Annotated in this window: 16 protein-coding genes; 8 read left to right on the top strand and 8 right to left on the bottom strand. The window is 42.7% G+C overall.

Going from position 1 to position 12,583, the window contains the following annotated elements; translation table 11 throughout:
- The first annotated feature begins 100 nt into the window (after window positions 1-100).
- Both FXV77_RS19615 and FXV77_RS19610 read left to right on the top strand, forming a co-directional pair.
- A complete protein-coding gene (locus tag FXV77_RS19615) occupies window positions 101-1,738 on the top strand; it encodes an ABC-F family ATP-binding cassette domain-containing protein (RefSeq protein ID WP_148920940.1) in 1,638 nt (545 codons plus the stop codon).
- Window positions 1,739-1,904: 166 nt separating this feature from the next.
- Window positions 1,905-2,228 carry a hypothetical protein gene (locus FXV77_RS19610; RefSeq protein ID WP_148920939.1) on the top strand — a complete coding sequence of 108 codons (324 nt, stop codon included), beginning with the start codon at window positions 1,905-1,907 and terminating at the stop codon, window positions 2,226-2,228.
- Window positions 2,229-2,231: 3 nt separating this feature from the next.
- On the opposite strand, the gene FXV77_RS19605 is transcribed toward FXV77_RS19610, so the two are convergent.
- The 6 genes from FXV77_RS19605 to FXV77_RS19580 all read right to left on the bottom strand — a co-directional run bounded on the left by FXV77_RS19605 (window position 2,232) and on the right by FXV77_RS19580 (window position 7,018).
- Window positions 2,232-2,720, bottom strand: coding sequence for a hypothetical protein (locus FXV77_RS19605; protein WP_222867836.1), 489 nt, complete (start codon window positions 2,718-2,720; stop codon window positions 2,232-2,234).
- Window positions 2,721-2,936: 216 nt separating this feature from the next.
- On the bottom strand, window positions 2,937-3,668 hold the full coding sequence (locus FXV77_RS19600) for an MBL fold metallo-hydrolase (RefSeq protein WP_148920938.1): 732 nt from the start codon (window positions 3,666-3,668) through the stop codon (window positions 2,937-2,939).
- Window positions 3,669-3,699: 31 nt separating this feature from the next.
- Window positions 3,700-5,259, bottom strand: coding sequence for a protein adenylyltransferase SelO (locus FXV77_RS19595; RefSeq protein ID WP_148920937.1), 1,560 nt, complete (start codon window positions 5,257-5,259; stop codon window positions 3,700-3,702).
- A 131-nt stretch (window positions 5,260-5,390) separates the two neighbouring features.
- The gene (locus tag FXV77_RS19590) at window positions 5,391-5,972 is read right to left on the bottom strand and encodes an NAD(P)H-dependent oxidoreductase (protein ID WP_148920936.1); all 582 of its coding nucleotides are present in this window, start codon (window positions 5,970-5,972) and stop codon (window positions 5,391-5,393) included.
- A 59-nt stretch (window positions 5,973-6,031) separates the two neighbouring features.
- Window positions 6,032-6,598 carry a Crp/Fnr family transcriptional regulator gene (locus FXV77_RS19585; protein WP_148920935.1) on the bottom strand — a complete coding sequence of 189 codons (567 nt, stop codon included), beginning with the start codon at window positions 6,596-6,598 and terminating at the stop codon, window positions 6,032-6,034.
- 27 nt (window positions 6,599-6,625) lie between these two features.
- On the bottom strand, window positions 6,626-7,018 hold the full coding sequence (locus FXV77_RS19580; RefSeq protein WP_148920934.1) for a hypothetical protein: 393 nt from the start codon (window positions 7,016-7,018) through the stop codon (window positions 6,626-6,628).
- A gap of 108 nt (window positions 7,019-7,126) precedes the next feature.
- Here FXV77_RS19580 and FXV77_RS19575 point away from each other — a divergent pair, with 108 nt between their 5' ends.
- Both FXV77_RS19575 and FXV77_RS22495 read left to right on the top strand, forming a co-directional pair.
- Window positions 7,127-7,408 carry a helix-turn-helix domain-containing protein gene (locus FXV77_RS19575; protein WP_148920933.1) on the top strand — a complete coding sequence of 94 codons (282 nt, stop codon included), beginning with the start codon at window positions 7,127-7,129 and terminating at the stop codon, window positions 7,406-7,408.
- Window position 7,409: 1 nt separating this feature from the next.
- Window positions 7,410-7,514: a HipA domain-containing protein gene (locus FXV77_RS22495; protein WP_246162532.1), complete on the top strand. Its 105-nt coding sequence runs from the start codon at window positions 7,410-7,412 to the stop codon at window positions 7,512-7,514.
- Between the two features lie 96 nt (window positions 7,515-7,610).
- Here the strand turns inward: FXV77_RS22495 and FXV77_RS22490 are convergent, their stop codons facing one another.
- Together FXV77_RS22490 and FXV77_RS19565 are read right to left on the bottom strand one after the other, a co-directional pair.
- Entirely contained in the window at window positions 7,611-7,763 is a 153-nt protein-coding gene (locus tag FXV77_RS22490) for a hypothetical protein (protein WP_246162531.1), read from the bottom strand.
- A gap of 25 nt (window positions 7,764-7,788) precedes the next feature.
- Window positions 7,789-8,145: a cupin domain-containing protein gene (locus FXV77_RS19565; protein ID WP_222867835.1), complete on the bottom strand. Its 357-nt coding sequence runs from the start codon at window positions 8,143-8,145 to the stop codon at window positions 7,789-7,791.
- A gap of 82 nt (window positions 8,146-8,227) precedes the next feature.
- Here FXV77_RS19565 and FXV77_RS19560 point away from each other — a divergent pair, with 82 nt between their 5' ends.
- Genes FXV77_RS19560 through FXV77_RS19545 form a run of 4 tightly spaced genes read left to right on the top strand, consistent with a single transcriptional unit; the run spans window position 8,228 to window position 12,583 of the window.
- Window positions 8,228-10,135, top strand: a complete 1,908-nt coding sequence (locus tag FXV77_RS19560) for an AAA domain-containing protein (RefSeq protein WP_148920932.1) — start codon at window positions 8,228-8,230, stop codon at window positions 10,133-10,135.
- 58 nt (window positions 10,136-10,193) lie between these two features.
- Window positions 10,194-10,892, top strand: coding sequence for a 5-oxoprolinase subunit PxpB (gene pxpB / locus FXV77_RS19555; protein ID WP_222867834.1), 699 nt, complete (start codon window positions 10,194-10,196; stop codon window positions 10,890-10,892).
- On the top strand, window positions 10,882-11,841 hold the full coding sequence (locus FXV77_RS19550) for a 5-oxoprolinase subunit C family protein (RefSeq protein ID WP_148920931.1): 960 nt from the start codon (window positions 10,882-10,884) through the stop codon (window positions 11,839-11,841). Before pxpB ends, FXV77_RS19550 begins: the two co-directional genes overlap by 11 nt.
- The gene (locus FXV77_RS19545) at window positions 11,831-12,583 is read left to right on the top strand and encodes a LamB/YcsF family protein (protein WP_148920930.1); all 753 of its coding nucleotides are present in this window, start codon (window positions 11,831-11,833) and stop codon (window positions 12,581-12,583) included. Before FXV77_RS19550 ends, FXV77_RS19545 begins: the two co-directional genes overlap by 11 nt.

Raw genomic sequence — 12,583 nt, 5'->3', positions numbered from 1 at the left:
AGTGGACAGCGATATGGATCGACAGGAAATACAGGATAAACATCCAAACCTTCATTATATTGCTGTATCTTTGCGACTGTTTTTTAAATAGACACATATCGTGATAGACGTAAATAATATCTCCGTATCCTTTGGCGGAACAACCCTTTTCAGTGATGTATCGTTTTCCATCAATGAAAATGACAAGATCGCCCTAATGGGAAAGAATGGTGCAGGAAAATCCACCTTACTAAAGATCATTGCCGGCGTAGGCAAACCCACTACCGGCCATATCAGCGGACCGAAGGAAGCGGTGATCGCTTACCTTCCTCAACACCTGTTGACGGAGGATAATATGACGGTTTTTGAGGAGACTTCTAAAGCTTTTGATGAAGTCTACCGGATGCGTGACGAACTTGAAGCGCTCAACGAACAGCTGAACATCCGTACCGATTATGATTCGGACGAGTACATGAAGTTAATCGAGCAGGTTTCCGAGCTAAGCGAAAAGTTCTATTCCATCGAAGAGACCAACTACGATGCAGAAGTTGAAAAAGTATTAAAAGGCCTAGGTTTTGAACGGCGAGATTTTAGCCGTCAAACAGCGGAGTTTTCTGGGGGATGGCGTATGCGTATCGAACTCGCCAAAATTCTGTTGAAAAAGCCCGATTTAATACTTCTTGATGAGCCTACCAACCACATGGATATAGAAAGTATTGAGTGGCTAGAGGATTTTCTGGTCAATTCGGCCAAAGCTGTTATCGTTATCTCCCACGACCGCGCCTTTGTTGATAACATCACAAACCGCACGATCGAGGTCACGATGGGCCGTATCTACGACTATAAAGCAAAATACTCACATTATCTGCAGTTACGTCAAGAACGACGCCAACACCAACTGAAGGCTTACGAAGAACAACAACGTTTTATTGCCGATACGCAAGAATTTATAGATCGTTTTAAAGGCACTTATTCCAAAACATTGCAGGTGCAGTCCCGCGTTAAGATGTTGGAAAAACTGGATATCATCAAAGTGGACGAGGTAGATACCTCCGCGCTACGTCTAAAATTCCCGCCATCTCCCCGTTCGGGACAATATCCAGTCATCGTTGAAGAACTTACCAAAACCTACGGAGAGCATGTCGTATTCGAAAAAGCCTCGATGGTTATCGAACGTGGAGAGAAAGTAGCTTTCGTCGGTAGAAATGGAGAGGGTAAATCAACCATGATTAAAGCGATCATGGGGGAGATTGATTACGAAGGCACTCTAAAGGTGGGGCATAATGCCCAAATCGGATATTTTGCCCAGAATCAGGCCTCGTTGCTGGACGAAGAACTTACCGTGTTCGAAACCATTGACCAAATTGCGGTAGGTGACGTGCGTGTCAAAATCAAAGATCTCTTGGGCGCATTCATGTTTAGTGGCGAGGATACGACCAAAAAGGTGAAGGTACTCTCCGGAGGAGAAAAAACACGTCTGGCTATGATCAAGCTATTGTTAGAGCCCGTGAATGTGCTCATCCTCGATGAGCCCACCAACCACTTGGACATGAAGACCAAAGATATCATTAAAGATGCCCTGCAAGAATTTGATGGTACGCTGATTTTGGTATCGCACGATAGAGACTTCCTTGATGGATTGGCAAAGAAAGTTTTTGAGTTTGGCAACAAGCGCGTAAGAGAGCACTTTGAAGATATCAAGGGCTTCTTGGAATATAAGAAAATGGGTAACCTTAATGATATTGAAAGGGTGGGATAGCAAATGATGGTTTCTTTAAAAATAGTTCGCTGGTATATAGCCTGTATTAGTGAAAATGTATAGGCTATTTCGTTGGCAATTTTTCACCGTGCGGAAAACAACGGTACGTTTTGGTTGTTCAAAAGATTACCGCGCTAATGATACACCATAATTGGGCCATTGAATTTTGTTTATTAATTATACCATAGTTATTGAAAATTATAGATCAGAATCTGTAAATAGAACGACTAACGAAACGTCTAAAGAAGAGATCCCGATTGTCGGAATAATGGCGGAGGGAAAATATAACTACCTTAAGCAGAATAAATGGAGGCTTTATAGTGCTGCAATGACGGGCGTGGGAATAGGCACCTCGAGTGAAGGGAATATTGGTTTTGCTTTTCATGTAGATGCTATTGGATTTTCGTATGGCACCAAAATATCTCCCTTCCTGAACTTGGGCCTAGGTTTTAAAGGACTCGTGAACGTCGGTATTCAAATAGGCTTGTAGTTGTTAGAATAGTCTAAAGATATATGATAATTCATAAAGAATAAATAACAAAACCAATACCGCGTGAAACTTTCGGTTACTGGTATACATGGCAACAACACATAAAATAATGTGGGTAATATTCCGCACAGGATATTCCCAATTATAATGGTGGAAAAAATAATCCCGCCCTTTGATGAGTGTGTCAATGAAGTCCAATAGAAAGCAGAAAGCCAAGGTGCCAAAAAACCATTTTTTTCGAGAGAAAAAATACTCGACATAATTTTTATGTTCACCAAGATTGGTTGGCATCAGCAACACACAGAGCACATAAAACGTATTGATATACAAGAAAAGAAAAAGATATTTAGCAAAATCCCAATGTGAGACATTTTTAAGTTCGGCCTCCCACCACCAAAAATGAATAATCAACAATAACATGTACCCGCACCACATGAGATGTATCCAATAAGGTTTGCGAGGCGAGTTAGTAGACTCAACAAAACCTACCATGCCTCTAATTAAGTGGGTTATACTTAAGCTCAGTATAATTGCGATGATTGTTTTCGCGTGATCAAAAGTTACCGTTACTGATAGAAGATGATCCATAAGATGGAATGGGTGCCAATTTTTGTTTATACTCGATTTTGACGTTAAACGTCGATAGTCCAAGGAATTAAGCAAAAAACACGCCAAATATGGTTATGCTATACTTTCAATATTTTTTAACTAGTCGATTTGATAACGGGCTAACGACTCTACCAAGTCGTGGTAAAATAGTATGCCCCAATCTTCTGTTTTAGCCTGTTTTTTCCATATTATTCTTTCCTCCATTGCCCTTTTACCGTCGTAATCCGTTTTGTAGGCAATGTCGTATTTTAGATAGCTACTTGTAGGTAGGTTATCGGCCCCATAAAATACCGTTTCACCCATTTCCTTAATCCAAAACTCCTGGTGGAAAGGCGTATGTCCGCCTGAAACTTTATAAACTATTTCATCCGATATTTTTCCTTTATCATCGTTCAGCATGACAAGATTTGGAAGTGCTGTCAGCTTTTCCACTATTTCAAAGTCGTATGAAAGGCTGTCCTGCTGTGTCAAAGCAAAATTCAATTCCCGTTGTTGGATGTAAATGCTGGCATTCGGGAAATTTCCCTTGAAACTGTTGTTCTCAAAATACCCGATACCACCAATGTGGTCTTTGTGCAAATGAGAAATCAACACCTTGGAAATCTGTTCAGGAAGTATATTTTCTTTTTTTAAACATTGATATATGAGCGGTTCTCCGTGATGTGCAATGGCCAATCCTGTATCCAATAAAATGAAATCATTGGCTGTGATAATCAAAAAAGGCTGAACGGCAATTTTTACGCCCGAAACATTCGTAATGTCCTCCATTAAGGTAAATTCCTTGTTTTTATTCACAGCGTAATCGCCCTCTTTTAATACGATTATTTTCATTGCATGGAAACTAATGTTTTATAAGTGATATTTATGAGCTACAGGACAACATCGAGCAGCCAGCCTGTTGTGTGGCCCAACCCGGGCGTATCGCAAAGAATTCATCGTGGCTTTTGGAATACGGATCCTGAAGAGCCTGCTGTAATTTTAAAAAAAGGTTGTTTTCGCCCCGTTGTAATTCTTCTATGGCCATATGAAGCAGGTAATTCCTTAAAATAAACCTAGGATTGGCTTTTCGCATCCGCCGTAAGCTATCCTCCCTTGTGCAGGTGTTCGCCCTTAAACGCGCTTGGTAGCTCGTGATCAGCGTGTAAAGTTGGTTGACATCCGTTGGTTCAGGATCGCCATAGAGGCTGCTCTTAAAGAAGTTAAGCGTGTCTTGCTCTGTGGCCCGTTCTGTCGGCAGATCAATCAATAGCTGATAAAATATCGTCATATCCGGTTGGATAGTTGCCAGTACTGTCTCGAAGTCGGCCAAGAGCTTTACGTCATCATCGTTGTTTATACCGTCCAAACCCAGCTTGTTTGCCATCATCGCGTAGTACTTGTTCCAATAAAAGTCTTCATATTTTCTCAATTGGCTTTCTAATTGGCTTGTGTCAGAAAACAGCGGTACTAAAGCATTCGCCAGACGGCTTAGATTCCAGTAAGCTATATTCGCTTGCTTACCGAAAGCATATCGTTTGCCCGGCAAGTCGGTGGTATTCGGTGTAAAATCCGGGTCGTAGTTGTCCAGAAAAGAAAAAGGCCCATAATCAATCGTCAGACCAAGCACAGACATATTATCGGTGTTCATCACCCCATGTACAAAACCTACTCGTAGCCACTCAACGATCATGGTTGCTGTACGTTCCACGACTTCTCCAAACCAGTGGAGTATCTTTTCGTCACCTTTAATATGCGGATAGAAGCGTTCGATGGTCCAGTTCACCAGCTGCATGAGGTTATCGATCTCGTTCCTAGCAGCAAGCATTTCAAAGTTACCGAAACGTAAAAAGCTTGGTGCCGTACGCATCACAATGGCGCCAGGCTCATCCGTAGCACGCCCATCGTAAAACATATCGCGTGTTACCATGTCGCCCGTCGTAACAAGCGACAATGCCCGTGTGGTCGGGATTCCCAGATAATGCATCGCTTCGCTCATCAGGTATTCGCGTACCGATGAGCGTAAAACTGCCCTGCCGTCGGCTCTCCGTGAATACGCGGTGGGGCCTGCGCCCTTCAACTGCAGCTCCCAAATATTTCCGTTTGGGTTTTCCCATTCGCCCAGCGTGATTGCTCGACCGTCACCAAGCTGCCCTGCCCAGTTGCCAAATTGATGCCCCGCATAGCAGGCTGCATAGGGATACATCGTCGGTGTGATCAGATTGCCGCCTAGAATTTGTATGTCGTCTGGATTCGGTTTCGCGATGCCCAAGCTATCTGCTAGCTGGGCGGACCACGCCACAAGTTCGGGTTTCCGTACAGCCGTAGGTACAGCCTTGCTATATAAAACTCCTGGCGTTTGGCGGGGGTGCAGATCACCACTATCGTCTCCTGGGAACGTATCCACAAAAGTCCTTTTGAATCGCTTAGAACTTAAATTTTCCATATCGTACTGCGTTAACTAATCCACAGCCAAAGGTACGCCATTTATTGACACTGCGGTATCCGGAATTGCACGAGTAACGTCAAGAAATAACAACATACGGAAAAGCATATCAAAGAGAAATCAGGTTTGTTTTATCCGCGTTTTTGTCCGAGGTATTTGATTTTTTGCAGCCATTTATCCCGCTTTGTTCTATCCGAAGTCCTTATAATTCCAAGACATGTCACTTTTACAGGGGATATTCCACAAAATTTCAAGGTTGATCTTTTGAGTTGATTTACACTCGGCTTGCCAAATATAAGGGCATAATACCAAGAGGGTTGATCCAGGGTTGTTATAATGCGGGCAGATTTTCCTTTGAGTAGTTTGTCCCAAAGGAGAGAGTTTTCCCGGTATCTGAAAGCGAAGCCAGGCAAAAAGAGTCTATCGATGAAACCTTTCATAATAGCCGGAAGGCCGCCCCACCAAACAGGATGTACCCAAACTAAATGATCTGCCCACAGGATATCTTCCCAAGCCTGCAGGAGGTCTGGTTCAAGTTCCGTTCGCTTCTGGTAACCAAACCGAAGATTGGGATTAAAATTCAGATCAGCGATGTTAATCGAACGAACTTCCGCCCCAGATTCTTCGGCACCTTCTCTGTAAACTGCCGCAATTCCAAAACTAAAGGATGAGCTATTGGGGTGACCGTTGATGATGAGTATTTTTTGCTTCATGTTATTCTTCTGATAACACAAAGTTAGCGTCACTCATTTTTGCTTTATAGGACAAATGTCTAAAAAGTAACTTCACTGCGAATCCGGCTTAAATGCCGTTGTGTGATGCCTAGGTAAGAAGCTAAATATTGTAGCGGTATTTGTTGGATAAATTCGGGCTGATCTCGAAGTAAGACCGTATAACGTTGCAAAGCTGTCTCTTTCTGCAGTTGGAAGATGCGTTTTTCCAGTTCTAGATATTGCTGTTCAGCAATCATCTTGAGGTATTTTGTCCAGACTAGACTTTCAGCGGCGAGCTTGTCAATAGCACTTTTTTTGATGATCCATAGTTCTGCGGGGGAGAGAGCCTGCATCGTCTCCACACTTGGTCCCCCGGTGATAAAAGAGGAGTAGGCCGCCATTAGGCTATTAGGAAATCGGAAACAATACGTAACATCTTCTGCACTTGAGGTGCTGTAATATGAACGGAAGATCCCGGATGCAATGAAAGCAACCTCCTTACAGGGCTGATTTTCTTTGACAAAAAAATCATTCTTGTTTAAGCTTCTATATTCAAAAAGTTGAACAATCTGAGTGATTTCTTCCCGATCGAAGAGACCCAAAGACTGAAAGTAAGTAGCTATCATAGAAATCCTTTGTTTTGTTTAGTGATATCACATATCTGTGTCAAATGCCCCGCTCTTAACCAAATCGGTATAGATTGATTTTAAGTACTCCAATCGAACAAATGATATTTCTTTTATACTATAATTCGTTTCTATCCATTGATAACAGTCGTGGAGCTCTCCGATAAAAAACGGATTGGTAACTTCGTCATAGTCGGTTTCATATTGGTTTAATGTGTTGAATGACAAAACATCATTAAATATTTCGTCGCCCTCGTTAATAGATCTTATCAACGTTATTTTAAAAACGGAGCCATGTTTTTCGAGTGCGATCCAGTCGAATGTTAATGATTCGAAAAAGCGATCTACTTTTACAAAAATGGCGAGTGTTCTTCCGAGTTTCAAATGAAGTTCTGCTTTTTCCTTCGAGATGTAATCCATCTTTAAATGTAGTGATTTTCTTAATATGTCTACCTCGTCACAATAGTTATGATTTGTTTGTTATTTCATTCAAAATTATTTTTTTTGTATGAAATAACAATCGTTATAATGAAAAAACAACTTGTGTTACCAAAGTTTCAAATTATATTGGAACAGATGGGAGAAAATATCAAACTTGCCCGTAAGCGCCGTAAGTTGACTGCTGTACAAGTTGCGGAGCGAGCTGGTATTGCACGTTCTACTTTATACCTTGCCGAAAAAGGAGATCCCGGTGTGGCAATTGGGGCATATTTCAATGTATTACGTGTTTTAGGGCTGCAAGATGATTTTTTGAAATTGACAGCAGACGATGTTTTTGGGCGTAAACTTCAAGATTTAGATTTGTTGTAAGATGGCAGTTAATAAAACAGATGACCATCTACGTAATCACGGATTCATACTGCATACTGAAGGGTGGGAGCTCTCTCCAGCTTATGATCTCAATCCACTCTATTGATAAAGATGGGTTAGCGTTGAACATCGATATGCATAATAGTGATTTAAATTTTGAACTGGCTAAAAGTGTCGGTGAATACTTTAGATTGGATGATTCTCAAGCACTGTCGATGAGGTGGCCAAAGATTTCCTTTTTACTCCACTTCTCTGCACTTGGTTTAAATTCCGATTCGACTTCATCCAAAAGCCGAAAGTGAGATGGTTTTTCAGCTATATATTGTTCCAATCTTTGAATCGCGGAAGTTATCATACTGTCTTTCTTTTTTATTATTGCCTTATAAATCAATCCTATCTCCGTGCGATTTCGGCTCCGAGATAACCAAAAATTCCAACGTATTATTTGTTTTGTTTAAAATGCGGTGTTTCTTCTTGGTGAGAATATGAAAACCTTGTCCTGCGTGTACCTCATAAATCTCATTGTCAATCTCGAACGTGGCGATACCCTGCAAAATGAAGAAAAACTGTTGTGCGTTATGATGATAGTGTCGATTCTCTGAAGTGCCAGAGGGCATTTTTTCTTGGATAATGCTAAGCGTGCCAGAATTCACCAAATGCCATCCGTGGCTGGCATTGCCCCAATTATAATGCTCGCTGTTCGACGCGTCTTTGGATGTGAATTTGGAAAAAGCCAAAAGCTTAAGGTACTTATTTCGAGAAATAACTACTTTTGCTGGTTTCCCGCAATAGCGGTAATTTGAATAGGAAGTTTGTAATATGAAATATTTTGATCAGCAAATCACGCTTTTAAAAGAAGAAAAAGACTACGATTTTGCTCAACATGAGAAATTACTACTACATAGCTCATTACAAGAACGTCGATTGCAGGGGGTGAGCTGGTTCCCGGTGTTTATTTCAAATACCGAATTAGGAAGAGGTGATTATTTAAACCTTACTATTCAAAAAACTAATTTTTTAGAAGAGGGACACAGGTTCCGGTTTGGAATGCCCGTAGCATTATTCTCTAATTACGATCCACTAACAGATAGAATAGAAGGTGTTATAAGCTATGTAGGACGTGATACCATGCGTGTTTCTATTCGGGAAGACGAGTTGCCCGATTGGGCTCGACGAGGAAAGCTAGGGGTAGATCTGTTGTTTGATGAGTATTCCTACCGAGAGATGTTTGCGGGTTTAGAAGAGGCAAAAACACGATTAGCCAATGCTAAACAAGGAAATATTGTAGCGCAGTTATTGGGTAAAGAATCATGGACATTATTGCAAGAAAAAGAAATTCATTATCAAAACCCCAAATTGAATGCTAGTCAAAATTTGGCTATTTCGGCCATGTTACTTGATAATCCATTAACTATCTTACATGGTCCTCCAGGAACAGGAAAAACAACAACGTTAATCGAAGGAATTAGCGCGTTGTTAAAAAACAACAAAAAGCAAATATTAGTCGTTGCTCCCAGTAATACGGCTGTAGATTTGTTGTCAGAGCGTTTGGCAGCAGCTGGCGTAGACGTCGTACGTATAGGAAACCCAATACGTGTATCTGAACATTTACAGCAACTCACTTTAGATGCACGTATCGATGCGCATCATGCGAATAAAGAACGTAAGACACTCGAAAAACAAGCGAGCACCTATTTGGATTTAGCACACAAATATAAACGCAATTTTGGAAGGTCCGAGCGTGAACAACGAAAGGCACTATTTGCGGAAGCAAAGAAAATAAGAAAAGAAATAGATGCTGTTCAAGATTATATTTCTACTACTATATTGGATAATGCGGAGGTTATAACGACAACGTTGATTGGTGCTAATCATCCTAGTATTCGCGATCGAAACTTTCATACCGTAGTGATTGATGAGGCTGGACAGGCCCTAGAACCTGCATGTTGGGTTCCGATTTTAAAAGCGAATCGCTTGATTATGGCTGGTGACCATCGCCAATTGCCGCCTACAGTTAAGTCTTCGCTTCAGTCGGATCAAGGGCTATATATAACATTGTTTGAGAAATTGTGTAATCGATTTCCGGAGATTGTATTTTTATTGGATGTACAATATCGAATGCATCAACAGATCATGTTTTACCCCTCTAAGATGCTTTATGCTGGCAAATTGACCGCTTCAGAAGCAGTTGCAGATTGGCATTTGATCGAGGATAGTAAGCCCGTAGTTTTTATTGACACGGCTGGTGCCGGATACGAAGAAACGATGGAGGACAATGCGATTTCAAATAGAGAAGAAGCGCTGTTTGTCTACAGGCATCTAATGGATACCGTTATAAGCTTGTCTAAAAAATATACCGCACTTGATTTTCCGAGTATTGGTGTTATCGCACCTTACCGTCAGCAGTCTATCTTATTGAAAGAAATTATCCTGACGGACGAGTTATTAGCTTCTATTCGGCCATCTATACAAGTTCATACAATTGATAGCTTTCAAGGTCAGGAGAAAGATATTATATATATATCTTTAACGCGGAGTAATACGAATCAGCAGATTGGGTTTCTAGCAGACATTCGACGTATGAATGTAGCTATGACCAGAGCCAAGAAAAAACTTATCGTTGTTGGTGATAGCGCTACAATAGCGGAGCATGATTTTTACAGCGGTTTTTTGGATTATGCGAACAGCTTAAATCAATATCATAGTATATGGGAATGGATGGAATGAACTGAAAAGAAAGCTAGAAATACTAAATCCTCCGACACTTTTTCTTACCTTGTCGTTAATGATGAACAAATCGGAAAGTGTATCTTATTACCCTTTAGGGGATGCGGCAGTCGTTGCCGTATTTAGCGAAGCTATTTCGGAACAAGTCAATCATCGTATCCGACTAGTCGGCGCAGGGTTGGACAAACTGGAAAATCCCGCTATTTTGGAGTACGTGCCTGCCTTTACAACCATTACCGTGTATTATAATCCGTTATCCATAAATTTTGCTGAAGTTGTCGAACATATTCAGCACATTGTAGCCGCCTTACCTGAAGAAATACATCTCAGCTCAGCCAACAAAATCATCCCCGTCTGGTACGACGGTCCAGATCTCGACGAAGTCGCGGACTATACAGGACTGCGTAAGCAGGAAGTCATCCGGCTCCATAGTGAAAATGAATATATCGTCTATATGATTGGGTTTGCGCCGGGTTTCCCATACCTTGGTGGTATGGACAGTCGCCTATCCACCCCGCGCAAACCAACGCCACGCCTTAAAATCGAACCGGGATCTGTCGGGATTGCCGGTGCGCAGACCGGAATCTATCCGATCGAGACCCCTGGCGGCTGGCAAATTATCGGGAAGACACCCGTACGTTTATTTGACAGTACCAAAGAGATTCCGTCCTTTCTAGCCGCGGGAGATCGCCTGCGATTTGATCCGATTAGCGAAGCAGAATACCTGCGTATGAAAGGAGCTGATTATGGGGATTAGTGTCATCAAGCCCGGGATGTTGACGACCGTACAAGATCTTGGGCGCTTTGGCTTCCAGAAATACGGTATGATAACGAGCGGTGCGATGGATAAGCTGGCATTTCGACTGGGTAATCTCCTTTTGGGCAATGAAGAGAACACACCTGCATTAGAATGCACATCAATTGGACCTCGCTTGCTTTTTCAGGAGCAGCAGCTTATCTGTGTCACCGGGGCAGATCTCTCCCCAGCAATCGATCAGCGACCTATTCCTATCTGGAAGCCTGTGGTCGTGCCAGCAGGTGCACAGCTCACCTTTGGTAGGCCCAAAAAAGGTTGGCGATCATATCTGTGTTTTTACGGTGGACTCGACGTGCCAAAAGTACTTGGCAGCGCTTCTACCTATCTTCGTGGCGCTATAGGCGGGTGGGAAGGGCGTGCTTTGCAAAAAGGCGACCAACTATCCTTTTGTGCAGCTTGGCCGCAGGAAAACTCATCACTCACGTGGCGTATGGCATCTTCATGTTATCCAGATCTTGACAACAACGTGATTCGTGTTATAACCGGGCCGCACCACCCGCTATTCGATAGCGATAGCCAGCAACGATTCACTGCCGATGTGTTTACGATCAGCAGCAATTCCGATCGAATGGGCTACCGCCTAGAATCAGCAAACTTGTACCTGCGGGAAAAAAAAGAACTTCTTTCTTCGGCCACCACCTTTGGGACGATACAGGTGCCACCTGACGGGCAACCCATTGTCTTGATGGCTGATCATCCCACAACAGGCGGTTATCCCATTATAGCGCAGGTAGCGACTGTCGATCTACCGCTGATGGCACAGTTACCACCTGGTGCAAAAATTCAGTTTGCATGGATCACGGTCAAGGAGGCACAATCCCTATGGAGAGACCAGGAAGATGAACTCCATAAATTGAAATTATCTTTAGCATTAAAATATGGCGAGTAGTAAAATGATTGATCTCAATTGTGACCTTGGCGAGGGCTTTGGGCCATGGAGGATGGGCAATGATGAAGCGATATTACCTTTTGTAACTTCGGCAAATATAGCGTGCGGTTTTCATGCGGGTGATCCATCTACCATGATGAAAACCGTTGCACTTGCCGCCAGCCACGATGTGCATATTGGTGCACATCCCGGATTTAAGGATAGGGAAGGTTTCGGTCGTCGTCAAATGGCCCTGACGCCCGTGGAAGTATACGACCTAATGCTCTACCAGATCGGTGCGCTTTATGCCTGTACCAAAGCGCAGGGCGTATCGTTACACCATGTCAAGCCACATGGCGCACTGTACAATATGGCGGCACAAGATAGCCTCCTTGCCAAGGCGATTGCCGATGCGGTCTATGCATTTGATCCGAATTTGGTCCTGTACGGCCTATCGGGAAGTGCACTTATTACGGAAGGTGAACAGCGTGGGCTAACCGTTTATAGCGAGACCTTTGCGGATCGTACCTATCAAGCCGATGGCACGCTGACACCCCGGACTATGGTGAATGCCGTCATAACGGATCACGACCAAGCCCTTGCACAGGTCTTATTAATGGCAACAGAAGGAAAAGTGATCACTGCGGACGGTATTGACATACCGATTAAAGCAGATACGATTTGTATGCATGGTGACAACGAGTCCGCTATTGCGATAGCCCGGAAAGTGCATCACGCCTTAAAATTATCGAGTACACCGTAG

This window comes from Sphingobacterium phlebotomi, from assembly GCF_008180195.1.
GTDB classification, from domain to species: Bacteria; Bacteroidota; Bacteroidia; order Sphingobacteriales; family Sphingobacteriaceae; genus Sphingobacterium; species Sphingobacterium phlebotomi.
The sequence above is the reverse complement of the archived record's forward strand: the minus strand, read 5'-3'. Positions and strand labels throughout refer to the sequence as shown.